General features: G+C 71.1%; 21 protein-coding genes. 9 read left to right on the top strand and 12 right to left on the bottom strand.

Annotation, left to right across the window (positions count from 1 at the left end; all coding sequences use genetic code 11):
* Positions 1 to 2: 2 nt before the first annotated feature.
* The 3 genes from nadC to nadA are packed head-to-tail and all read right to left on the bottom strand — an operon-like array spanning position 3 to position 3516.
* A complete protein-coding gene (gene nadC / locus G6N64_RS19280) occupies positions 3 to 860 on the bottom strand; it encodes a carboxylating nicotinate-nucleotide diphosphorylase (protein WP_163798842.1) in 858 nt (285 codons plus the stop codon).
* Positions 857 to 2473, bottom strand: a complete 1617-nt coding sequence (locus G6N64_RS19275) for an L-aspartate oxidase (protein ID WP_163798841.1) — start codon at positions 2471 to 2473, stop codon at positions 857 to 859. The genes nadC and G6N64_RS19275 overlap by 4 nt, the downstream gene beginning before the upstream one ends.
* Complete coding sequence (gene nadA, locus G6N64_RS19270) at positions 2470 to 3516, bottom strand: quinolinate synthase NadA (RefSeq protein WP_163798839.1); 1047 nt, start codon at positions 3514 to 3516, stop codon at positions 2470 to 2472. Before nadA ends, G6N64_RS19275 begins: the two co-directional genes overlap by 4 nt.
* 46 nt (positions 3517 to 3562) lie before the next feature.
* Between nadA and G6N64_RS19265 the strand changes: the two genes are divergently transcribed.
* Both G6N64_RS19265 and G6N64_RS19260 read left to right on the top strand, forming a co-directional pair.
* Positions 3563 to 4267, top strand: a complete 705-nt coding sequence (locus tag G6N64_RS19265) for an NUDIX hydrolase (RefSeq protein ID WP_163798837.1) — start codon at positions 3563 to 3565, stop codon at positions 4265 to 4267.
* Positions 4268 to 4316: 49 nt separating this feature from the next.
* A complete protein-coding gene (locus G6N64_RS19260) occupies positions 4317 to 5669 on the top strand; it encodes a lipase family protein (protein WP_163798835.1) in 1353 nt (450 codons plus the stop codon).
* On the opposite strand, the gene G6N64_RS19255 is transcribed toward G6N64_RS19260, so the two are convergent.
* Genes G6N64_RS19255 through bioB form a run of 3 tightly spaced genes read right to left on the bottom strand, consistent with a single transcriptional unit; the run spans position 5605 to position 7546 of the window.
* A complete protein-coding gene (locus G6N64_RS19255; protein ID WP_163798833.1) occupies positions 5605 to 6330 on the bottom strand; it encodes a DUF2567 domain-containing protein in 726 nt (241 codons plus the stop codon). The genes G6N64_RS19260 and G6N64_RS19255 overlap by 65 nt on opposite strands.
* A complete protein-coding gene (bsaP, locus tag G6N64_RS19250; protein ID WP_163798831.1) occupies positions 6327 to 6524 on the bottom strand; it encodes a biotin synthase auxiliary protein BsaP in 198 nt (65 codons plus the stop codon). The genes G6N64_RS19255 and bsaP overlap by 4 nt, the downstream gene beginning before the upstream one ends.
* A 2-nt stretch (positions 6525 to 6526) precedes the next feature.
* Positions 6527 to 7546 carry a biotin synthase BioB gene (bioB, locus tag G6N64_RS19245; protein WP_163801941.1) on the bottom strand — a complete coding sequence of 340 codons (1020 nt, stop codon included), beginning with the start codon at positions 7544 to 7546 and terminating at the stop codon, positions 6527 to 6529.
* Between the two features lie 52 nt (positions 7547 to 7598).
* Between bioB and G6N64_RS19240 the strand changes: the two genes are divergently transcribed.
* Entirely contained in the window at positions 7599 to 8231 is a 633-nt protein-coding gene (locus G6N64_RS19240; RefSeq protein ID WP_246230712.1) for a TetR family transcriptional regulator, read from the top strand.
* Here G6N64_RS19240 and G6N64_RS19235 read toward each other — a convergent pair.
* The 4 genes from G6N64_RS19235 to G6N64_RS19220 all read right to left on the bottom strand — a co-directional run bounded on the left by G6N64_RS19235 (position 8181) and on the right by G6N64_RS19220 (position 11910).
* Complete coding sequence (locus tag G6N64_RS19235) at positions 8181 to 8702, bottom strand: 2'-5' RNA ligase family protein (protein ID WP_163798829.1); 522 nt, start codon at positions 8700 to 8702, stop codon at positions 8181 to 8183. The genes G6N64_RS19240 and G6N64_RS19235 overlap by 51 nt on opposite strands.
* Positions 8702 to 9391: a dethiobiotin synthase gene (gene bioD, locus G6N64_RS19230; RefSeq protein ID WP_163798827.1), complete on the bottom strand. Its 690-nt coding sequence runs from the start codon at positions 9389 to 9391 to the stop codon at positions 8702 to 8704. The genes G6N64_RS19235 and bioD overlap by 1 nt, the downstream gene beginning before the upstream one ends.
* Entirely contained in the window at positions 9388 to 10524 is a 1137-nt protein-coding gene (locus tag G6N64_RS19225) for an 8-amino-7-oxononanoate synthase (RefSeq protein WP_163801940.1), read from the bottom strand. The genes bioD and G6N64_RS19225 overlap by 4 nt, the downstream gene beginning before the upstream one ends.
* Positions 10525 to 10599: 75 nt before the next feature.
* Complete coding sequence (locus G6N64_RS19220) at positions 10600 to 11910, bottom strand: adenosylmethionine--8-amino-7-oxononanoate transaminase (RefSeq protein ID WP_163798825.1); 1311 nt, start codon at positions 11908 to 11910, stop codon at positions 10600 to 10602.
* A 61-nt stretch (positions 11911 to 11971) separates the two neighbouring features.
* On the opposite strand from G6N64_RS19220, the gene G6N64_RS19215 reads away from it, so the two are divergent.
* The 5 genes from G6N64_RS19215 (at position 11972) to G6N64_RS19195 (ending at position 20822) form a co-directional block, all read left to right on the top strand.
* Positions 11972 to 14149 carry an acetyltransferase SucT gene (locus G6N64_RS19215; protein WP_163798823.1) on the top strand — a complete coding sequence of 726 codons (2178 nt, stop codon included), beginning with the start codon at positions 11972 to 11974 and terminating at the stop codon, positions 14147 to 14149.
* 3 nt (positions 14150 to 14152) lie between these two features.
* Positions 14153 to 16282, top strand: coding sequence for a glycogen debranching protein GlgX (gene glgX / locus G6N64_RS19210; RefSeq protein WP_163798821.1), 2130 nt, complete (start codon positions 14153 to 14155; stop codon positions 16280 to 16282).
* A gap of 6 nt (positions 16283 to 16288) precedes the next feature.
* A complete protein-coding gene (gene treY / locus G6N64_RS19205; protein ID WP_163798819.1) occupies positions 16289 to 18577 on the top strand; it encodes a malto-oligosyltrehalose synthase in 2289 nt (762 codons plus the stop codon).
* Entirely contained in the window at positions 18574 to 20307 is a 1734-nt protein-coding gene (treZ, locus tag G6N64_RS19200) for a malto-oligosyltrehalose trehalohydrolase (RefSeq protein ID WP_163798816.1), read from the top strand. Before treY ends, treZ begins: the two co-directional genes overlap by 4 nt.
* A gap of 80 nt (positions 20308 to 20387) precedes the next feature.
* Entirely contained in the window at positions 20388 to 20822 is a 435-nt protein-coding gene (locus G6N64_RS19195) for a hypothetical protein (RefSeq protein ID WP_163798814.1), read from the top strand.
* 5 nt (positions 20823 to 20827) lie between these two features.
* Here the strand turns inward: G6N64_RS19195 and ilvA are convergent, their stop codons facing one another.
* Positions 20828 to 22120, bottom strand: a complete 1293-nt coding sequence (gene ilvA, locus G6N64_RS19190) for a threonine ammonia-lyase IlvA (RefSeq protein ID WP_163798812.1) — start codon at positions 22118 to 22120, stop codon at positions 20828 to 20830.
* A gap of 101 nt (positions 22121 to 22221) precedes the next feature.
* Between ilvA and G6N64_RS19185 the strand changes: the two genes are divergently transcribed.
* A complete protein-coding gene (locus G6N64_RS19185) occupies positions 22222 to 22434 on the top strand; it encodes a hypothetical protein (RefSeq protein ID WP_163798810.1) in 213 nt (70 codons plus the stop codon).
* Here the strand turns inward: G6N64_RS19185 and G6N64_RS19180 are convergent.
* Entirely contained in the window at positions 22431 to 22802 is a 372-nt protein-coding gene (locus tag G6N64_RS19180) for an SRPBCC family protein (protein WP_163798809.1), read from the bottom strand. The genes G6N64_RS19185 and G6N64_RS19180 overlap by 4 nt on opposite strands.

The following is a 22802-nucleotide window of genomic DNA, read 5'->3' as shown; positions in this document are numbered from 1 at the left end:
GGCTAGACGTCGAGGCCGACGTCGAGCACCCGCACGGAGTGGGTGAGCGCGCCGATGGCGAGGTAGTCGACGCCGGTGCCCGCGTACTCGGCGGCCGCGTCCACCGACAGGCCACCCGAGGACTCGAGCAGGGTGCCGGGCGCACGGGAGTCCCGGCGCTGCACAGCGACCTGCGTCTGCCACACCGGGAAGTTGTCGAGCAGGACGAGTTCCACGTCCTCGCCGAGGATGTCGTCGAGCTGCTCGAGGGAGTCGACCTCCACCTCGCACGGCAGATCCGGGGCGACGGCGCGAACCGCCTTGAGCGCCTCGAGGACCCCGCCGGCCGCGGCGACGTGGTTGTCCTTGATGAGCGCGGCGTCGCCCAGCCCCATCCGGTGGTTCACGCCGCCGCCCACCCGCACGGCGTACTTCTGCAGTATCCGCAAGCCCGGCAACGTCTTCCGGGTGTCGCGGATCTGCGCGCGGGTGCCCGCCACGGCGTCCACCCACTGCGCCGTGGCGGTGGCGATCCCGCTGAGGTGACAGACCAGGTTCAGCATCGTGCGTTCGGCGGTGAGCAGTCCGCGCGTCGTCGCCTCGACGCGCAGCAGCACTGCGCCGGCGTCGAGTAGCGTGCCGTCCTCCACCTGGTCGAGCACCTGGTACGCGCCGGCGCCCAGCACCTCGTCGAGCACCATCAGTGCCACCTCGACTCCCGCGGCGACGCCGGGTTCACGGGTCACCATCGCTGCGATCGTCGTGGCGTCCGCGGCCACGGTCGCCTCCGAAGTCACGTCGGGGCCGTAGCGCAGATCCTCGGCGAGGGCGCGGCCGATGGCGGCGGCGGCCTCCGCCCGTTCCGACTCGGTGAGCCTCACGCGCACACCTCCACCGGCAGTGCCTCGACGGACACGGCGACGGCCCTGCCGACGGTCGGGCGGCCCGACGAGTGGCGCACGACCGTGCTCGCCGCCCGAGCCGGATCGGTTCCGGGGTGGTCCGACCGGTGGTGACACCCCCGCGATTCCGTGCGGTCGCGGGCCGCGGCGACGAGTGCCCGGGCGGACGCCACGAGGGCGGCGTCCTCGAGGTCGACGCGACCGCGCAGCGGCACCGCCGTGGCGGCGTCGAGCATGCTCGCCAGGGTGCGCAGTCCGGCGCCGTCCCGGACGACGCCGGCGTGCCGGGACATCGCCCGCTGCAGTTCGTTGCGCGGCAGCGTCATCCGACGTTCACCGCTGGGCAGGACCACCGGCGCCGGACCCGCATCGATCGCGTGGCCCGCCGCCGCGCGTCCGGCGCGACCGCCGACCACCAGACCCTCGAGCAGGCTGTTGGACGCCAACCTGTTGGCGCCGTGCATGCCGGTGCGCGCGACCTCGCCCGCGGCGAACAGGCCGGCCAGTTCGGTCTTGCCCGTCACGTCGGTCACCACGCCACCGCAGCTGTAGTGGGCGCCGGGCACCACGGGGATCGGCTGCAGCGCAGGGTCGATGCCCGCCGCCCGACAGGCGGCGGTGACCGTCGGGAAACGCGTCGCGACGTCGGGGACGACACGCGCGTCCAGGTAGACGCAGGCGTCCCCGGTCTCGGTCAGGCGGGCCTCGATCGCCGCCGCCACGACGTCGCGCGGCGCGAGGTCGCCCATCCGGTGTACGCCGGCGGTGATCGATCCACCGCGTGCGTCCACCAGACGCGCTCCCTCGCCGCGCAGCGCCTCGGTGACGAGCGGACGCCGCCCCGCCGCGTTGCCGTCGAAGAGCATCGTGGGATGGAACTGGACGAACTCGACGTCGCTCACCGGAACCCCGGCCCACAGCGCCAGTGCCACGCCGTCGCCGGTGGAGCCGTCGGGATTGGTGGTGGCCGAGTACAGGTGACCCATCCCGCCCGTGGCCAGGACGACCGACGGCGCATGGATCAGGCCGAGGCCGGCACCGTCGTGCACCAGGACACCGGTCACCGCGTCGTCGGTCCGAAGTACCTGCAGCACGACGTGATCGAATCGGACGTCGAGGAGGTCGGCGGCGCGGTCGAGCGCGCGCTGCACCTCTGCTCCGGTGGCGTCGCCGCCCGCGTGCACGATGCGGCGCCGGGAGTGCCCACCCTCCTTGGTCAGCGACCACCGGCCGGGCGCCGCCTCGTCGAAGCGCGCACCGGCACCGACGAGGTCGGCGACGGCTCCGTACCCGTCGGCGACGATCGAGGTCACCGCGACGGGATCACACAGCCCGCCGCCCGCGGCGATGGTGTCCGCGACGTGCGCCTCCACCGAGTCGTCCCCGTCGGGGATGACGACGGCGATGCCGCCCTGGGCGTAGAACGTCGCCGTCGATCCGGTGGGCTCGGCGGCCTTGCTCAGGACCACGACGCGCGCACCGCGTCGTTGGGCCGCCAGCGCCGCGGCGAGCCCGGCCACGCCGGTGCCGACGACCACGACGTCGGCGCGCTGCTGCCAGTAGCCGGGCCCCCCGCAGGACGTGGTGGTCATTCCCCGCCGCCGGGCTGTCCGATCTCGATCATCCGCCGAACGCTGGCTCGCGCCAGCCGTGCGGTCTCCAGGTCTACGTGGACCTCGTCCGCACCCTCGAGCAGGCAGCGGAGCAGCGCTGCCGGCGTGATCATCTTCATGTAGCCGCACGACGCGCGGTCGTTGACGGCCAGGAAGTCGACATCCGGTGCGGCACGGCGCAACTGGTGCAGCATCCCGACCTCGGTGGCCACCAGGACCTGACGTGCGCGGGTCGCCCTGGCCGCGTCGAGCATGCCGCCGGTGGACAGGATCTTGACCCGGTCCTCGGGGACGGCGCCCTCGCCGGCGAGGTAGAGCGCCGAGGTGGCGCAGCCGCACTCGGGGTGCACGTACAGCTCGGCGTCGGGGTGGCTGCGGGCCTGCGCGGCGAGTTCGTCGCCGTTGATGCCCGCGTGGACGTGGCACTCGCCGGCCCAGACGTGCAGGTTCGTGCGGCCGGTGATCCGGCGCACGTGCGCGCCGAGGAACTGGTCGGGGCAGAACAGCACGTCGCGGTCGGCGGGGATGGAGGCGACCACCTCGACGGCGTTGGACGAGGTGCAGCAGACGTCGGTGAGCGCCTTCACCGCGGCGGTCGTGTTCACGTAGGAGACCACGACGGCGTCGGGGAACTCCGCCTTCCAGGCCCGCAGGTCGTCGGCGGTGATCGAGTCGGCCAGCGAGCAGCCCGCCCGCTGGTCGGGGATCAGCACGGTCTTCTCGGGGCTCAGGATCTTCGCCGTCTCGGCCATGAAGTGCACGCCGCAGAAGACGATGGTGTCCTCCGGGGCCTCGGCCGCGATCCGGGACAGCGCCAGGGAGTCGCCGACGTGGTCGGCCACGTCCTGGATGGCGGGCAGTTGGTAGTTGTGCGCCAGCAGCGTCGCGCCCCGGAGGTCGGCGAGCCTGCGGATCTCGGCTGCCCACTCCTCGTCGGCCACGACGCCGCCGTAGCCACCGGGGCCGTCGGTGATGCGTGCGGCCCACCCGCCTGACTCCGCCGTGCGGTCCAACACCGTCATGGCCGTCTCCTTTGACTCGGGAGGTTTTCGACTTATGATCGAAAACATGCCTCATCGTAGCACCTCCCACGAAGTGCTGGCCGTCGTGTTTCAGGTCCGCCGGCTCGACACCCGGACGCCCCGGCTCAGCGTGCTGCTGTGGGAACGCGCCATGGCACCCCAGCGGGGCTCCTGGTCCCTGCCCGGTGGCCAGCTCCGCGACGACGAGGACATGACCAGCTCGGTGCGCCGTCAGCTCGCGGAGAAGGTCGACCTCCGGGAGGTGGCCCACCTGGAACAGCTCGCGGTGTTCAGCCAGCCGGATCGGGTGCCCGACAGCGTGTTCGGCGGCCGCGCCATCGCCTCGACGTTCCTCGGCCTGGTGCCCGCCCCCGCCACGCCGGCCCTTCCGTCCGACACCCGGTGGCACCCGGTCGACGCGCTCCCCCCGATGGCCTTCGACCACGAGACGATGGTCGCCAACGCCCACACCCGGCTCAACGCCAAGCTCTCCTACACCAACATCGGCTTCGCACTCGCGCCCCAGGAGTTCGCGCTCTCGACGCTGCGCGACGTGTACGGCGCCGCCCTGGGCTATCAGGTCGACGCGACCAACCTGCAGCGGGTCCTGGTCCGGCGCGGAGTCATCACCCCCACCGGAACCACCGCGAAGTCGGGCCCTGGCGGGGGGCGGCCCGCCGCGATGTACCGCTTCATCGAGTCGCGCTACCGGGTCACCGACGAGTTCGCCGCACTTCGTCCGCCGGGGTGAAACCCGGCCCCTGCTTGGCCCTAAGGGATCCGTAAGAGACAATGGCTGGATGGATTTTGGCAATGCGGCCGAGGCAACCGGCGCCGAGTGGATCGGCCAGGTCCCTCACCAGGAGCTTCAGCCGCGCCAACGACCACAGCTACCTGACAGCGATTCGTTCTACCTGCCCCCGGACGGCTTCGAACACGCCCGTCCCGGCACGGTGCTGCGGTCGCGCGACGTGTCGCTGGCATTCATGGGTCTCGTTCCCCAGAAGCTGACCGGCACCCAGCTGCTGTACCGGACCGTCGACATGAACGGGCTGCCGGACACCACGGTCACCACGGTGATCGTGCCCACCGAGCGCGACAGCGTGCGGCCCTGTCCGATCGTGTCCTACCAGTGCGCGATCGACGCCATCTCCGGACGGTGCTTCCCCTCGTACGCCCTACGGCGCGGCGCCAAGGCCGTCGGCGCCCTCGCGCAGTTCGAGTTCCTGTTGATCTCCGCGGCGCTGGCCGAGGGCTGGGCGGTCTCGGTGCCCGACCACGAGGGATCCGACGGCATCTGGGGCGCCCCGCGCGAACCGGGCTACCACATCCTCGACGGCCTGCGTGCCGCGCTGAACTTCGAGCCCCTGAACCTGTCGCAGGAGGCACCGGTCGGCCTGTGGGGCTACTCCGGCGGCGGCCTCGCCACCGCATGGGCCGCCGAGACGTACGCGCAGTACGCGCCCGAACTCAACGTCGTCGGCGCCGTCCTGGGCTCCCCCGTCGCCGATCTGGGCAGCGCGTACAGGCGGCTCAACGGCAGCCGCTTCTCCGGGCTGCCCGCCCTGGTGGTGGCCGCGCTCACCCACGTGTATCCGGAGCTCGACCGGGTGATCGACCAGCACGCCACGCCCGACGGCAAGAAGATGCTGGCCCGCCTCCATCGGATGACCACCGCACACGCCGTCCTGTGGCTGAGCGGCAAGGACATGGACGACCTCGTCGACCGGCCGCTGCAGGAGATCCTCGACACGCCCGAGGTGCAGCACGTCTTCGAGAGCATCAAGCTCGGCACCAGCACGCCCACGCCGCCGGTACTCATCGTCCAGGCCGTGCACGACAAGATCGTGTCGGTCGACGACATCGACCGGCTGAGCGAGACCTACGAGCGCGGCGGTGCGCACGTGACCTACCACCGCGACATGTTCAGCGAGCACATGCTGCTGCACCCGCTGTCCGCGCCGATGGCGCTGCGGTGGCTGCGCGACCGCATCAACGACCGGCCGCTCTCGGAGAACCGTCTGCGCACCCAGTGGCCGACGATGCTCAACCCGTCCACCTACCGGGGCATGCTGCGCCTCGGGTTCATCAGCGCGAAGGTGATCCTGGGTCGACGGGTGGAACGTCGTCCGCTGTCCGTGCTGGATCAGTAGCCGCGGCCGGCGCCGGCGGGGCCACCATCGGCCGCGCGTGACCGAATGCCGTCTCGACCGGCGGCCATGCGCCGAGGTCGTCGCGCAGCGTCGACAGCGTGAACACGGCGTAGACGAGCGCGGCGATGCCGGCCGGGAAGACGACGGTCAGCGCGATCTGCAGCGGGGTGTGCCCGAAGAACACGGCGGGCGCCTCGGTGAGGTAGTACACGCGGCGTTCCGGGCTCACCGGCGCCGATGCCATGTCGACGGCGCCGTGACGCCAATGGGCCAGTGCCGCACCGACTCCCGCCGCCGCACCCGCTGCGGCCATCGCCCCCACCGACAGCGCCGTGACGGTGAGCGGGCCGCGGTGTGCCCGCCACCGCCACGCCCACACGGCGGCGACGATCGCGACGACCGACACCATGCCGACGAGCAGGAACGCCCCGAGGAACAGGTGGTCCGCACCGTCGCCGACGTACCCGTGCACGCGCTCGCCGGAGCGGTTCAGGCCGATGGCGGCGGAGATGCCGGGTGCCAGCCACGCCCACGCGGCACCGACGAGCACACCGGCCAGCGTCAGTGCCGCCACCAGGGTGACTGCTGCGCGCTGACGCGAGGTGCGCGGCGGCTCCTGGGCACTCGGGGGCGCGAGCACCGGTCCGGCGGAGTGGGTCATCGCTTCTCCAGATCCTTCGAGTCGAGCGCACCGTGCCGGGAACACCGGGCCGACCACCCGTCCGGCCGCACCTGGACGATCATCCGGCGCGCACACTCCGCGCAGAACCGCGGCGGCTCCAGGCCCAGACGTGCGGCCGCCGGGGTGTCACCGCCCTCGGGTTCCCCGGTGTAGACGTTGTACCTCGGCGCCACCGTCACAGTGTCGCGTTGAGCGCCTTGATCGGCATCTGCAGGTCCTCGAGCAGTTCGAGGTCCGCCTCTGCGGGGCGACCGAGCGTGGTCAGGTAGTTGCCCACGATCACGGCGTTGATGCCGCCGAGGATGCCCTGCTTGGCGCCGAGGTCGCCGAGGGTGATCTCGCGCCCGCCGGCGAACCGCAGCATCGTGCGCGGTAGCGCGAGACGGAAGGCCGCGACGGCCTTCAGTGCCTCCGACGCGGGCAGGACGTCGAGATCGCCGAACGGCGTGCCCGGGCGGGGATTGAGGAAGTTGAGCGGCACCTCGTGCGGGTTGAGTTCGGCGAGGTTCGCGGCGAACTCGGCGCGCTGTTCGAGCGTCTCGCCCATGCCGAGGATGCCGCCGCAGCAGACCTCCATGCCGGCCTCGCGCACCATCTCGAGGGTGCCCCAGCGCTCTTCCCAGGAGTGCGTGGTGACGACGTTGGGGAAGTGCGACCGTGCGGTCTCGAGGTTGTGGTTGTAGCGGTGCACGCCCATGCCCACGAGCTGGTCGACCTGCTCCTGGGTCAGCATGCCCAGCGAGCAGGCGATCTGGATGTCGACCTCGTTGCGGATCGCCTCGATGCCCGCCGCCACCTGAGCCAGCAGACGCTCGTCGGGTCCGCGGACGGCCGCGACGATGCAGAACTCCGTCGCACCGGACTTCGCGGTCTGCTTGGCGGCCTCGACCAGGCTGGGGATGTCGAGCCACGCGCTGCGGACCGGCGAGGCGAACAGTCCCGACTGCGAGCAGAAGTGGCAGTCCTCGGGGCAGCCGCCGGTCTTGAGGCTGATGATGCCCTCGACCTCGACCTCGGGCCCACACCACTTCATCCGGACGTCGTGGGCGAGGGCCAGCAGGTCCTCGAGGTGGTCGTCGGAGAGCTGCAGCACCGCCAGCACCTGTTCCTGGTCGAGGCCCTCGCCCCGGTCCAGCACCTGCTCGCGCGCCACGTCCAGCACGCTCGTCGCCGCTCTCGTCACCCGGCACTCCATCTCTGCATCCGACGTCTGCACGTCCCACTTGAACGGTGTTTAGGATACAGGCGTGGAACCGCACCACCGCTACGGCCGGTCAGAAGTGGTCGACCGTGCCGCGCACCTCCTGGACGAGTACGGCATCGCCGACCTGACCATGCGTCGGCTGGCGCGCGAACTCGGCCTCACCCCCGGCGCGCTCTACTGGCACTTCGCCGACAAGCAGGAACTCCTCGGCGCGGTCGCCGACCGCATCCTCGAGCCCGCCGCACGTCCCGTCGCCGACGCCACGTGGACCGCGCGCATCCTGGCCATCGGCGCCGCGCTGCGCGACGCGCTGCTCTCCTCCACCGACGGCGCCGAACTGGTGTCCGCGACGTTCGCCTCCGGCCGCTCGGCGGTCCTCGGCCGGATCGTCGCGCAGCTGGTCGACGCCGCCGGGGGCGCGGGCTTCGAACCCGGCACCGCGGAGCTGGCCGCCCGCACGGTCGTCTACTACGTGCTGGGGTTCACCGCCGACGAGCAGTCCCGGCTCCAGTGGGACGCGGCGGGAGCACTGACCGGCACGCAGTCGGTCTGGGACTCGGATCCCAACGGCCGCTTCGCCTTCGGGCTCCGGCTCCTCGTCGACGGGATGTCGGCGCAGAGGCAGTCAGGCACCCAGGATGGTGTCGACACGGGCGTCGCCATCCCATCGGCGTAGCCGGTCCAACACGCCCACCAGCTCGACGGCCTCGATCACGGCGAGCGCGGCGGGCAGATCGGTCGGCGCCAGCCGGCGGCACAGCGTCACGTGCGGCGTCCACCGGCCGGGCAACGAGTGCGGGAAGGGCCCCGGCGTCTGATGCGGCGCGCAGATCGCCGAGACGTGGTCGTGGAAGCCCAGCAGGGGCACCGACGGCAGCACCAGCCGAGCCAGGGTCAGGCTCCGTCGACCGAACACCACCGGCGCCCCGAGCCGACACTCGAGCGGCAGGTCCCCGATCACGTCGGCCAGCAGCGGATCGACGTCGGCGGCGATGTGATCGGACACCGCGACCGTGACGTGCGGGCGGTTGGTGGGCGACCGATGGCGGGCCTGGCTCGGCAGCCCGGTGTCGGCGAGCGCCGCCCACTCCCGGCGGACCGCCGCGTCGGTGGCGTCGTCGACGAGCAGTTCGAGCGAGTGGGCCACTACAGCAGACTCCGCACCCAGCGGTCGTCGAACGCCGACTGACTGAGGTCGGCGAACGCCGCGGGATCGAGGGCACCGGCGCCGGCGGGAAGCGCGGCACGCACCGGCGCGATCGCGCCCAGGGCGACGCGATTGGTGGCTTCGGCAGGTCCGGGCCGCAGGGGGAAGGACCCCACGACGACACCGGCGCACCGCACGCCCCTGGTCTCCAGCGCCTCGACCGTCAACGCCGTGTGGTTGAGGGTGCCCAGCCCCGCGGCCGCCACCACCAGGACCGGCGCCCCGACGTCGGTGGCGACGTCGCGCAGCGTGACCCCGTCGGCGCCGATCTCGACGAGGACGCCGCCCGCGCCCTCCACGATCACCAGGCGCCCCGGCTCGTCCGCGCCAGAGACCAACTCGCGCAACTGCATTCGGGTGGGCAGCGGCGTTCCCGCCAGCTCCGCGGCGGCCACGGGTGCCAGCGGTTCGGGGTACCGCCAGCCGCGGACCAGCGCGTCGACGCCGGCCAGGCGGGCCACCTCGGCGAGGTCGTCGTCGCCCTCGGTCAGCGTGGGGCCGGACCCGGTCTGCACCGGCTTGCACACGGTGACCGGGATGCCGGCCAGCCTGGCGTGGCATGCGAGCGCGGCGGTGGCGACGGTCTTGCCCACGCCGGTGTCGGTCCCGGTGACGACGACGACGCTCACCCGCGTGCGTCCGCAAGCACCTCGGTGAGCACGCGTCCGGCGAGCGCCAGTTCGTCGGCGTCGAGCGACGCGCGGGCGGTGAGGCGCAACCGGGAGGTGCCCACGGGCACCGTGGGCGGCCGGAAGCAGCCGACGCGCACGCCGCGGTCCAGGCAGGCGGCGGCCGCGGCGAACGCGACGTCCGGTTCGCCGAGGATCACCGACACCACCGCCGAGCCCGGCACCTCGGCGACGCCGCACACCCCGGCGAGCGCCGCCGCGTGCCGCAGGACGTCGTCGGCCCGCCACGGCTCGGCACGCAACACCGTCAGCGCGGCCCATGCGGCACCGACCGCGGCCGGAGCGAGACCGGTGTCGAAGATGAAGGGCCGGGCGGCGTCGATCAGGTGGGCGCGGACCGCCGCGGGACCCAGCACCACGCCGCCCTGGCTGCCGAGCGCCTTGGACAGCGTGGTCGTCACCACCACGTCGGACGCCCCGGCCAGGCCCACCTCGTGCAGCAGGCCCCGGCCGCCGGTCCCCCGCACGCCGAGGCCGTGGGCCTCGTCGACGATCAGCAGCGCGCCGTGCCGACGGCAGACGTCGTGCATCGCCCGCAGCGGGGCCATCGCGCCGTCGGCGCTGAACACCGAGTCGGTCAGGACGACGGCGCGCTCCTCGGTCCGGTCGCGCAGCGCCACGTCGATCGCGTCGACGTCGCGGTGCGGGGTCACCACCACCCGTGACCGCGACAGCCGGCACGCGTCGACCAGCGACGCGTGCGTGTAGGCGTCGGACACCACGACCGCACCCGGACCCGAGAGTGCCACCACCGCACCGAGATTGGCGGTGTAACCCGACGAGAACACCAGCGCCGACTCGGCCCCCACGAAGTCCGCGAGGTCCGACTCGAAGCCCTCGTGCAGTTCGGTGTTGCCCGTCACCAGCCGCGACCCGGTGGACCCGGCACCCCAGGTGCGCAGCGCCTCGACCCCGCCCTCGATGACCGCGGGATGCGTCGAGAGTCCGAGGTAGTCGTTGGAGGCGAGGTCCAGGTCGACTCCGACGGGCGGACGGGTGCGCAGCGACCGGCGCAGGCCGGCGTCGCGGCGCTGCGCCTCGACCTCGCCGAGCCAGGCCAGCGGGGAGGGCATCGCCGACACGGCGTGCGACGAACGTGGGCGCGTCACCTGGTACTCCTCCGACCGAGACCCCTACCTGAACACCGTTCAGGTTAGTGCACGGGCGACGGCGACCATCCCGGCCCCGATAGTCGCCACCTCGTCGGGCGTGCAGACGAACGGCGGCATCGCGTAGACGAGGTTGCGGAACGGGCGGAGCCACAACCCGTGGTCGAGGGCCGCCCTGGTGGCCACCCGCATGTCGACGGGCTGTGCCATCTCGACGACGCCGATCGCGCCGAGGACCCGCACGTCGGCCACGTTCTCCAGCTCGCGGGCCGGCGCGAGACCGTCGCGCAGTCCCGCCTCGATCGCGCGCACCCGGCCGCGCCAGTCCTGACCGATCAGCAGCTCCACCGATGCCACGGACACCGCGCACGCGAGCGCGTTCGCCATGAACGTCGGACCGTGCATCAGCGCGCCTGCCTCGCTGGCGCTGATCGTCTCGGCCACTTCGGTGGTGCACAGCGTCGCCGCGAGCGTCAGGTAGCCGCCCGTCAGCGCCTTCCCCACGCACATCACGTCGGGCGCGACGCCCGCCAGGTCGGCGGCGAACATCTCCCCCGTCCGGCCGAACCCGGTGGCGATCTCGTCGAAGATCAGCAGCACGTCGTGGCTCGAGCACGCCGCGCGCAGATCGGCGAGATAGCGGGGGTCGTGGAAGCGCATGCCGCCCGCGCCCTGCACGACCGGTTCGACGATCACCGCCGCCACCTCGTCGGCCCGGTCGGCGAGCTGCGCGGCGAACGCGCGGGCGTAGGCGGGGTCGTACTCCGACGGCACCCGGGGGGCGAACACCTGCGGGGTGAGCACCCCCGCCCACAGCGAGTGCATGCCGCCGTCCGGGTCGCAGACGCTCATCGGGGTGAACGTGTCGCCGTGATATCCGCCACGCCACGTCATGAGGCGGTGCCGGCCCGGCCGGCCGCGCGCCACCTGGTACTGCAGCGCCATCTTCGCCGCGACCTCGACCGACACCGACCCCGAGTCGCTGAAGAAGACGGTGTCCAGACCGGCCGGGGTGACGTCGACGAGCAGCTGCGCGAGCCGTGCGGCCGGTTCGTGGGTCAGGCCCCCGAACATGACGTGGTTCATCGTCGCCAACTGGCGGGTTATCGCGGCGTCCAGCACCGGGTGGCCGTGCCCGTGGATCGCCGTCCACCACGAACTCATCGCGTCGATGACCTCGACCGGGTGGCCGTCGCGGACCACCGTCACGCCCGTCCCCTTCGCGCCGACCGCGACGACCGGAGGCACCGCGGCGGCGCCGATGGTGCTGTACGGATGCCAGACGTGGGCAGCGTCGATCGCGCTGATCTGGGCGGGCGTCAACGCTGCCACCGGGCCATCCTCTCGCATCCCGTGCGCCACTGTTCGACATGGGCGCGCACGAGCCCGCACGGTAGATTGTCCGACGACCATGCTGACCCTCGCCCCACCCCGGACGGCGCCGCGCACCGATTCCGGGTCCACCGAACCCGCCTCGATGGGCACGCGGGCGTCCGGGTTCTATCGGCACGACCTCGACGGTCTGCGCGGCATCGCGATCGCGCTCGTCGCCGTGTTCCACGTGTGGTTCGGCAGGGTCTCCGGTGGCGTCGACGTCTTCCTCGCACTGTCCGGGTTCTTCTTCGGCGGCCGGCTGCTCCGCGCGGCGCTCAGCCCGACGGCGTCGCTGGCCCCGCTGCCCGAGGTGATGCGGCTGGTGCGGCGTCTGCTGCCCGCCCTGGTGGTCGTCCTGGCCGCGTCCGCCGTGCTGACGATCCTGGTCCAGCCCGAGACCCGGTGGGAGACCTTCGCCGACCAGAGCCTCGCGAGCCTCGGGTACTACCAGAACTGGGAGCTGGCGAACACCGCCTCGAACTATCTGCGCGCGGGCGAGGCGGTCAGCCCGCTGCAGCACATCTGGTCGATGTCGGTGCAGGGGCAGTTCTACGTGTCGTTCCTGCTGCTGGTGTTCGGCCTGGGCTTCCTGCTGCGCCGCCTCCTGGGCCGCCACCTGCGCGTCGTGCTCGTCGTCCTGCTGTCGGCACTGACCATCGCGTCGTTCGTGTACGCGATCATCGCGCACCAGGCCGACCAGGCGACCGCCTACTACGACAGCTTCGCCCGGGCCTGGGAACTCCTGCTCGGCGCGCTCGCGGGCGCACTGGTGCAGCACGTCCGATGGCCGATGTGGCTGCGGACCATCGTCTCGGTGATCGCGCTGGCCGCAATCCTGTCGTGCGGCGCGTTCATCGACGGGGTGCACGAGTTCCCCGGACCGTGGGCCCTGGTGCCGGTGGGCGCGACCATCCTGTTCATCCTCAGCGCCGCCAACCGCGCCGCCGACCCCCACCTCGAGGGCTCGGACGGCCGGATGCCGCTACCGAACCGCCTCCTGGCGACCGCACCGTTCGTGTCGCTCGGCGCGATGGCCTACTCGCTGTACCTGTGGCACTGGCCGCTGCTGATCTTCTGGCTCGCGTACAGCGGGCACACCAGTGCGACGCTGCTGGACGGCGCGGTCGTGCTGCTCGTCTCCGGCGTGCTGGCCTGGCTGACCACCCGCTACGTCGAGGACCCGCTGCGCCTGCGCTCGTCCGGTGCGCAGAAGGCCAAGTCCGCCGTGCCGCTGCGCACGCGGTTGCGCCGACCGACGATCGTCCTCGGCTCGATCGTGACACTGCTGGGCGTGGCGCTCACGGCGACGTCGTTCACGTGGCGTGAGCACGTGACCGTCCAGCGGGCCAACGGCAAGGAACTGTCCGGGCTGTCGTCGCGGGACTACCCGGGGGCGCGCGCCCTGGTCAACCGCGCCAAGGTGCCGAAGCTGCCGATGCGACCGACGGTCCTGGAGGCCAAGGACGACCTGCCGCAGACCACCCTCGACGACTGCATCGGCGACTTCGACGACGTCGACGTGATCAGCTGCGCCTACGGGGACGAATCGGCCACCCGCACCATCGCCCTGGCGGGTGGCTCGCACGCCGAACACTGGATCACCGCCCTGGACCTCCTCGGCCGCAAGCACGGGTTCAAGGTCGTCACCTACCTCAAGATGGGTTGCCCCCTGACCACCGAGGAGGTGCCTCTGGTCATGGGCGACAACCGCAAGTACCCGGCGTGCCACGAGTGGAACGAGAAGGTGATGCCGCGGCTCATCGCCGACCACCCGGACTTCGTGTTCACCACGTCGACCCGGCCGTGGAACGTCAAGGACGGCGACGTCATGCCCGGTACCTACGTCGGCATCTGGCAGGCGCTGTCGGACGCGGGCATCCCGGTGCTGGCGATGCGCGACACCCCGTGGAACGTGCGCGACGGCGAGCCCTTCTTCCCGTCCGACTGCCTGGCGAAGGGCGGCGACGCCATCTCCTGCGGCATCAAGCGGTCCGAGGTACTGTCCGACCGCAACCCCACGCTGGACTTCGTCGCGCAGTTCCCGCTGCTGAAGCCGCTCGACATGAGTGATGCGGTGTGCCGTGAGGACTACTGTCGCGCCGTGGAGGGAAACGTCTTGATCTACCACGACTCCCATCACTTCACGGCCACCTACATGCGCACCATGACCACCGAGTTGGGCCGCCAGATAGCCTCGATCACCGGCTGGTGGTGAGGCGTGGTCTCCGCGATCTGGCCGGGCGCGGCGTACCCCCTGGGCGCCACGTACGACGGGGCAGGAACCAACTTCTCGGTGTTCTCCGAGGTCGCCGACCGGGTCGACCTGTGCCTCATCGACACCGACGGCACCGAGGAACGGATTCCGTTCGACGAGTGTGACGGCTTCGTCTGGCACTGCTACCTGCCCACCGTCTCGCCCGGACAGCGGTACGGCTTCCGCGTCCACGGCCCGTGGGATCCGGCCGCCGGACACCGGTGCGACCCGAGCAAGCTGCTCCTCGACCCGTACGGCAAGTCGTTCCACGGCGAGTTCGAGTTCACCCAGGCGCTGTTCTCCTACGACCTGGCGGCCGAGGACCTCGCCGCCGGCGGCACCCCACCGCGGGTGGACTCACTGGGTCACACCATGACCAGCGTCGTCATCAACCCCTTCTTCAACTGGCAGTCGGACCGCGCCCCGAACACCCCGTACCACGAGACCGTCATCTACGAGGCGCACGTCAAGGGCATGACGCAGACGCACCCCGCGATCCCCGAGGAGCAGCGCGGCACGTACGCCGGACTGTCCCACCCGGTGATCATCGATCACCTGAAGTCGCTGAACGTCACCGCGATCGAGCTGATGCCCGTGCACCAGTTCCTCCACGACCACCGGCTGGTGGACCTCGGACTGCGAAACTACTGGGGCTACAACACCTTCGGCTTCTTCGCGCCGCACCACCAGTACTCGTCCAACCAGAACGCCGGCGGCGCGGTCGCCGAGTTCAAGACCATGGTGCGGTCGTTCCACGAGGCGGGCATCGAGGTCATCCTCGACGTCGTCTACAACCACACCGCCGAGGGCAACCACCTCGGTCCGACAATCAACTTCCGGGGCATCGACAACGCCGCCTACTACCGGCTGCTCGACGGCGACCTCAAGTACTACAAGGACTTCACCGGCACCGGCAACAGCCTCAACGTGCGGCACCCCCACACGCTGCAGGTGATCATGGACTCACTGCGCTACTGGGTACTCGAGATGCACGTCGACGGCTTCCGGTTCGACCTCGCCTCGACCCTGGCGCGCGAGTTCTACGACGTCGACCGGCTGTCCGCGTTCTTCGACCTGGTGCAGCAGGACCCCGTCATCAGTCAGGTCAAGCTCATCGCCGAACCCTGGGACCTCGGCGAGGGCGGTTATCAGGTCGGCAATTTTCCGGGTTTGTGGACCGAATGGAATGGGAAGTATCGCGACACCGTTCGTGACTACTGGCGAGGAGAACCCGCATCCCTTGGCGAATTCGCATCTCGACTCACGGGGTCCTCGGACCTCTATGAGGCGACGGGCCGGCGTCCCAGTGCCAGCATCAACTTCGTCACCGCCCACGACGGTTTCACGCTCGCGGACCTGGTGTCCTACAACGAGAAGCACAACGAGGCCAACGGCGAGGACAACCGGGACGGCGAGAGCCACAACCGGTCATGGAACTGCGGCGTCGAAGGCCCGACCGACGACCCGGACATCCTCGCCCTGCGCGCCCGGCAGCAGCGCAACGTGATAACCACCCTTCTGGTGAGCCAGGGCACACCGATGATCAGCCACGGCGACGAGTTCGGTCGCACCCAGCACGGCAACAACAACGTCTACTGCCAGGACTCCGAGATCTCCTGGATGGACTGGTCGATGTGCGAGACCAACGCCGACCTGATGACGTTCTCGCGTCGCGTCACCACGCTCCGCAAGGAGCACCCCGTGTTCCGGCGACGGCGCTTCTTCGAGGGCAAGCCACTCGTGCGCACCGACGACCAGGTCCGCGACATCGCCTGGCTCACCCCGTCCGGCACGGAAATGACGTCGCGCGAATGGGATTCGGGCTTCAAGTTCGTCGCCATGTTCCTCAACGGCGACGCCATCCCGTCCCACGACGCACGCGGCGAACGCGTCGTCGACGACACCTTCCTGCTCTGCTTCAACGCACACAGCAATCCCGTGGACTTCGTCGCCCCCGGCGCCGACTACGCGGCCGAATGGACCGGCGCACTGGACACCGCGGACCCGACCGGAGCCACCGACCTGGTGCTCGCGGCGGGCGAGACGGCATCCATGCAGGGCCGGTCCGTCATCGTCCTACGAAAGACGGCTTAACAGAACATGTCATCCCGACCCATCCTCTCCACCTACCGCCTGCAGATGCGGGGTGACCAGTTCACCTTCGCCGACGCCGTCGACCTGATCGACTACCTCGACGACCTCGGCGTCAGCCACGTCTACCTCTCCCCCATCCTGACCGCGGCGGCGGGCTCGACCCACGGCTACGACGTCACCGACCCCACCACGGTGTCCGCCGAACTCGGTGGGCCCGAAGGGCTCTCGCGACTGTCGGCGGCCGCCCACGAACGCGGCATGGGCGTCATCGTCGACATCGTGCCCAACCACGTCGGCGTGGACGACCCCACCCAGAACGCCTGGTGGTGGGACCTGCTGACGCACGGCCGCGAGTCGGCGTACGCATCCTTCTTCGACATCGACTGGACCCTCGACCCGGACGGCCGGATCGTGCTGCCCGTGCTCGGTTCCGACGACGACCTCGCCGGCCTCGAGGTGGACGGCGACGTGCTGCGCCTCGGCGACCGGACGTGGCCCATCGCACCGGGCACCGGTACGGGCACCGCGGCCGAGGTCTACGACCGGCAGCACTACCGGCTGATCGGCTGGAAGCACAACGTCTGCGGGTACCGCAGGTTCTTCTCGATCACCTCGCTGGCGGGTCTGCGCCAGGAGGACCGCGCGGTGTTCGACGCCACGCACGTCGAAGTCAAGCGCTGGTTCGACGAGGGCATAGTCGACGGCATCCGCATCGACCACCCGGACGGCCTGTCCGACCCGACGCTGTACCTTCGGTGGCTGCGCGAGCTGACCGGCCCCGACGCGTGGATCGTCATCGAGAAGATCCTCGCGGTCACCGAGCCGCTGGACCCGACGCTTCCCGTTCAGGGCACCACCGGCTACGACGCGCTGCGCGAGATCGGTGGACTCTTCATCGACCCGACGGGGCGCGACGCCCTGACCGAGCTGGTCGACACCGCCGACGTCGCGCACTCCGAAATGCCCGGCATGGCCCGCGCGCTGAAGGTCAAGGCCGTCACCGACACGTTGAGCAGCGAGCTGGCCCGCCTGACCCGCGCCATCGTCGCCGCCACGGGCGAGGACCACCCCCGGGTCCCCGCAGCGGTGGCCGAGCTGCTGAGCCACGTGGGCGTGTACCGGTCGGACTACACGCCGCTGTCGACCGTCCTCTCGGTCGCGGCGGCCGAGAGCATCGGCACCGCACCCGAACTCGCCGAGGCGCTGTCGATCGTGATCACCGCCGCGGAGACCAGCCCGGAGGTGTCGACCCGCCTTCAGCAGCTGTGCGGCGCGGCCACGGCCAAGTCCATGGAGGACTGCCTGTTCTACCGTGACGCCCGGCTGGTGTCGCTCAACGAGGTGGGCGGCGAACCGGAGTGGTTCGGCGTCGGCAAGGCCGAGTTCCACGACCGCACCGCGGTCCGCGCCCGGTCGTGGCCCGCCGCCATGACGACGCTCACCACCCACGACACCAAGCGTGGCGAGGACGTCCGGGCCCGCATAGGCGTCCTGTCACAGGTGCCGTCGCTGTGGAGCGAACTGGTCGGGGGGTGGCTGGCCGCCACGCCGCCACCGGACACCGGCACCGCACTGTTCCTGCTGCAGAACGTCTTCGGCGTCTGGCCCATCACCGGCCACGTCACCCAGGAGCTGCGGGAGCGGCTGCACGCCTACACCGAGAAGGCCATCCGGGAGGCCGCCACCCACACCACCTGGAACGATCCGGACGCCGACTTCGAGGACGGCGTGCACGCGTGGCTCGACGCGATCCTCGACGGGCCGGTCGCCACGGAGCTGACCTCGCTGGTGGGCCGCCTCGATCCCTACGGCCGCAGTGATGCCCTGGGCCAGAAGCTGATCCACCTCACCGCCCCCGGCGTCCCCGACGTGTACCAGGGCACCGAACTGTGGGAGGACAGCCTCGTCGACCCCGACAACCGCAGGCCGGTCGACTACGCGATGCACCGGCAGGCGCTGAACACCCGCGACCACAACAAGCTGCGCGTCACCACCGCGGCACTGCACCTGCGCCGTGAGCGTCCCGAGGTCTTCACCTCGGCCGGCTACCGTCCGATCCCCGCCGCGGGTACCGCACGCGAGCACGTCGTGGCGTTCCAGCGCGGCGCCGACGTGCTGGTCGCGGCGAGCCGCTGGACCGCACGGCTGGCCGAACCCGGCTGGGGCGACGCGACCATCGACCTGCCCGAGGGGACCTGGACCGAGCGGCTCACCGGCCGCAGCCTTCGCGGGCGGGTGGCCGCCGCCGACCTGTTCGCCGAACTGCCCGTCGCACTACTGGAGAAGGACGCGTGACCGACCACGAATTCGCCGTCTGGGCCCCCCGGCCCGAGCTGGTCCGACTGGACCTCGACGGCACCGTCCACGACATGACCCGCTCCGACGACGGCTGGTGGCGGACCACCGTCGACGCCGAACCCGATGCGCGCTACGGGTTCCTGCTCGACGACGACCCGAAGGTGCTGCCCGACCCACGCTCGGCGCGCCAGCCCGACGGCGTCCACGAACGCTCGGCGCTATGGGACGCGGCCCAGGCCACGTGGAGCGACCAGGACTGGGTGGGCCGCTCCATCGAGGGCGAGGTCGTCTACGAACTCCACATCGGCACGTTCACGCCCGAGGGCACCCTCGACGCCGCCGTCGAGCGCCTCGACCACCTGCTCGACCTCGGCGTGGGCGTCGTGGAACTCATGCCGGTCAACGCCTTCGGCGGCACACACGGCTGGGGCTACGACGGCGTGCTCTGGTATGCCGTTCACGAGCAGTACGGCGGCCCCGACGCCCTGGTGCGGTTCGTCGACGCCTGCCACCGCAAGGGTCTCGGCGTGCTGATCGACGCCGTGTTCAACCACCTCGGGCCGTCCGGCAACTACCTGCCGATGTTCGGGCCCTACCTCTCGAGCGCCAGCAACCCGTGGGGCGAGGGCATCAACATCGCCGACGACGACTCCGACGAGGTCCGTCGCTACATCATCGACTGCGCGCTGCGCTGGATGCGCGACTTTCACGCCGACGGCCTGCGGCTGGACGCCGTGCACGCGCTGGTGGACACCACGGCCGTCCACATCCTCGAGGAGCTGGCGACCGAGACCGATTCGCTGGCAACCGAACTGGGCCGTCCGCTGTCGCTGATCGCCGAGAGCGACAAGAACGATCCGCGGCTCATCACCCCGCGAGACCGCGGCGGCTACGGCATGACGGCGCAGTGGGACGACGACATCCACCACGCCATCCACACCGCCGTCTCCGGTGAGCGGCAGGGCTACTACGGCGATTTCGGCTCGCTGGCGACGCTCGCGCAGACACTGAAGAACGGGTACTTCCACGCCGGCACGTACTCGTCGTTCCGGCACCGCCGGCACGGCAGGCCGCTGGACACCACGACCATTCCCGCCACCCGACTGCTCGCGTACACGACGACCCACGATCAGGTCGGCAACCGCGCGACCGGTGACCGGCCCTCGCAGAACCTGACCCCCGGTCAGCAGGCGGTCAAGGCGGCCCTGGTCCTCGGATCGCCGTACACCGCAATGCTGTTCATGGGTGAGGAGTGGGGTTCGTCGAGCCCGTTCCAGTTCTTCAGCAGCCACCCCGAACCAGAGTTGGCCCGCGCGACCGCGGAGGGCCGCAAGGCCGAGTTCGCCGCGCACGGCTGGGACGCCGACGAGATCCCGGACCCGCAGGACCCGCAGACGTTCCAGAACTCGAAGCTCAAGTGGGACGAGGTCCGCGAGGCCGACCACGGCCGGTTGCTCGACACCTACCGTCGGCTCATCGCGCTGCGGCGCGACGAACCCGACATGGCCGACCACTGGCTCGACGACCTCGGCGTGGACTTCGACGAGGACGCCCGCTGGATCGTGCTGCGGCGCGGCAGCCTCGCCATCGCGTGCAACCTCGGCGAGTCCCCTGCCGCGGTGCCCGTCACCGGCGAGGTGGTGTGCGCCTGGGACGAACCCGACGTCGGCCAGACCACGACGATCCCCGGCCACTCGTTCGCCGTGCTGCGGACCGCGACGGCCTAGCTGGTCAACCGGCCATCCACAGGGCACCGGTCTGTGGATGGGCGGTTGAGTCGGACGCCGACTGCGCCGACCATTCGGTCATGAGCATCCTTCCGATCCCGCCCGCCCACACCGCGACCGACCCCATCGCCAGCCCCGCCGACCTGAGGCAGCGGTGGCGGGCACTGGTCGGGGCCTCGACGTCCGACGAGCATCTGCTGCGGTTCGCATTCGTCGGCGTCGACCGCCGACTGATCACGGTGCTCAGCGAGGTCCCCATCCACGGCATACGACCGGCGACGCTCGTCGACGACCTGATGGTCTCGCTCGCCGTCCTGGTGGCCGGCATCGGCGAGGGCAGCTCGGTGGCCTTCCTGCTGACGCGGCCGGGGACCGGCGGGGTGTCGCGCGCGGACCGCGCCTGGGTGGACGCGCTCGTCGCCGGTGCCGCCGAGCACGGGGTGCCGATCGAGCCGGTCTTCCAGGCCCGCGGCGGCGACGTCGTGCCCGTCTTGCCCGGGTCGGCCGCCGCCTAGGACGGTCAGGTCAGGTAGCGGTAGGTCGGCGACCCGGGTTCGAGGAGTTCGACCTGGCAATCCGAGGTCTTCATCCTCGCCAGCAGTCCCTCGAGGTCGGCCGCCGAGCCCAGCTGGATGCCGACCAGCGCCTCACCGGTCTCGCGGTTGTTGCGCTTGACGTACTCGAAGAGCGTGACGTCGTCGTTCGGCCCGAGCACCTCGTCGAGGAAGCGCCGCAGTGCGCCTGGCTCCTGAGGGAAGTCGACCAGGAAGTAGTGCTTGAGACCGAGGTGCACCAGCGAGCGCTCCAGCACCTCGCCGTAGCGCGACACGTCGTTGTTCCCCCCCGAGACCAGGCAGACCACGACCGAGTCCGGCGCGACGTCGGCCTCCATCAGCGCGGCGACCGACAGGGCTCCCGCGGGCTCGGCGATGATGCCCTCGTTCTGGTACAGGTCGAGCATCGCGGTACACACGGCGCCCTCGTCGACGGTGGTCACCGACACCATGTCGCCTGCTGCGGTGAGTGCCGCGAACGGGAGGGCCCCGGCCCGCGCGACCGCCGCGCCGTCGACGAACTGGTCGACGTGCTCGAGTGTCACCGGCTCGCCCTTGGCCAGCGCGGCGACCATCGCGGCGGCGCCGGCCGGTTCCACGCCGAGGACCGCCGTGGTCGCCGTCCGCTCCGCAAGGTAGGTGGTCACGCCGCTGAAGCAGCCGCCGCCACCGACGGGGACCACGACCAGATCGGGCTCCTGGCCGAGCTGCTCGAGGATCTCGACGGCGATCGTGCCCTGCCCGGCCATGGTGCGCAGATCGTCGTACGGGGGCACCAGCGTCGCGCCGGTGCGGGCGACGTCGTCGAGCGCGGCCGCCGCGGCGACGTCGTAGGTGTTGCCACCGACGATCAGTTCGATGAAGTCTCCGCCGTGGTAGCGGATGCGGTCGCGCTTCTGCTTCGGGGTCTTGGCGGGCACGTACACCCGGCCACGAACGCCCATCGAGCGGCAGGCCAGCGCGAAGCCCTGCGCGTGGTTGCCGGCCGACGAGCACACCACGCCCGCGGCGAGTTCCTCCGGGCTCAGCTGCATCAGCAGGTTGTAGGCGCCGCGCAGCTTGTACGAGCGGACCGCCTGGAGGTCCTCGCGCTTGAGGTAGACGCGCGCTCCGGTCAGGGTGGAGAGACGGTCGCTGAACTGCAGCGGGGTCTTCGCGACGACGTCGGAGATCCGCTCGGCGGCCGCATCGATGTCGGCCGCGGACAGGGGTGCGTTCAGCGGCAGTCGTCGGGGTTCCTGGCTCAGCTCAGCGGACACCGCTCAATGGTGCCACCGCAGGCGCCCGGCCCGGAAACCGTGCGGACCGGATCCCGCGTTTCGGCTGGCCGAAACTTCGGTTACGAGCTACTGTGGAACACATGACCGCACCAACGAACACACCGGGCCGGGTGCTCATCGCGGGCGTCCCGTGGCCGGTGTACAAGCTGGTGGCGCTGGCCGTCGGCATGCTGGTGTTCGTCGTGGTCGGCCTCGCCACCCTCACCGTCGCATCGGCTGTCGTCGCCGCGTCCGCCGTGGCGACCGTGACGTGGCTCGGCCTCGGCCTGTTCCACTCCTCCGCGAGCCGCTAGCCCTCGGCCAGGCCGCGCAACGTCTCGAGGTCGGCCCGCACCGCACGGGCATCCGCCTCGAAGTCCTCGTCGCTCATCTCGGGTCGTCGCCGCAGCGTGAACACGACCTCGCAGCGCTCGTCGCCCGCCGGTATCACCCGCATCGGGTTGTAGACCTCCTCCCCCGTCGGCATCGTCACGACGTGGTCGAGGACGCCGAAGTCGTTGACGGGGGCGAACCGGACGTCCACGTCGGCCAGTGCGGGATCGGCCAGCCCCGCTGCCCACCGCTCGAGGTTTCGCTGGTCCGAGGCGAAGGCGTAGACCGCGTCCGCCGCGGCGGCGATCCACACGCCGACGTGTCGCGAACCCTCCCGTGCACCGGTCAT

Source organism: Mycolicibacterium sediminis (assembly GCF_010731735.1).
GTDB classification, from domain to species: Bacteria; Actinomycetota; Actinomycetes; order Mycobacteriales; family Mycobacteriaceae; genus Mycobacterium; species Mycobacterium sediminis.
Note: the sequence above shows the minus strand (reverse complement) of the source record. Positions and strands in the feature narration are given on the sequence as shown.

Excerpts from the sequence above, each read along its gene's own strand:
- G6N64_RS19275 (WP_163798841.1), bottom strand. The coding sequence starts at position 2,473 with ATGACCACCACGTCCTGCGGGGGGCCCGGCTACTGGCAGCAGCGCGCC.
- nadA (WP_163798839.1), bottom strand. The coding sequence starts at position 3,516 with ATGACGGTGTTGGACCGCACGGCGGAGTCAGGCGGGTGGGCCGCACGC.
- G6N64_RS19265 (WP_163798837.1), top strand. The coding sequence starts at position 3,563 with ATGCCTCATCGTAGCACCTCCCACGAAGTGCTGGCCGTCGTGTTTCAG.
- G6N64_RS19260 (WP_163798835.1), top strand. The coding sequence starts at position 4,317 with ATGGATTTTGGCAATGCGGCCGAGGCAACCGGCGCCGAGTGGATCGGC.
- G6N64_RS19255 (WP_163798833.1), bottom strand. The coding sequence starts at position 6,330 with ATGACCCACTCCGCCGGACCGGTGCTCGCGCCCCCGAGTGCCCAGGAG.
- bioB (WP_163801941.1), bottom strand. The coding sequence starts at position 7,546 with ATGGAGTGCCGGGTGACGAGAGCGGCGACGAGCGTGCTGGACGTGGCG.
- G6N64_RS19225 (WP_163801940.1), bottom strand. The coding sequence starts at position 10,524 with ATGCCCTCCCCGCTGGCCTGGCTCGGCGAGGTCGAGGCGCAGCGCCGC.
- G6N64_RS19220 (WP_163798825.1), bottom strand. The coding sequence starts at position 11,910 with ATGCGAGAGGATGGCCCGGTGGCAGCGTTGACGCCCGCCCAGATCAGC.
- G6N64_RS19215 (WP_163798823.1), top strand. The coding sequence starts at position 11,972 with ATGCTGACCCTCGCCCCACCCCGGACGGCGCCGCGCACCGATTCCGGG.
- treY (WP_163798819.1), top strand. The coding sequence starts at position 16,289 with ATGTCATCCCGACCCATCCTCTCCACCTACCGCCTGCAGATGCGGGGT.
- G6N64_RS19195 (WP_163798814.1), top strand. The coding sequence starts at position 20,388 with ATGAGCATCCTTCCGATCCCGCCCGCCCACACCGCGACCGACCCCATC.
- G6N64_RS19185 (WP_163798810.1), top strand. The coding sequence starts at position 22,222 with ATGACCGCACCAACGAACACACCGGGCCGGGTGCTCATCGCGGGCGTC.
- G6N64_RS19180 (WP_163798809.1), bottom strand. The coding sequence starts at position 22,802 with ATGACCGGTGCACGGGAGGGTTCGCGACACGTCGGCGTGTGGATCGCC.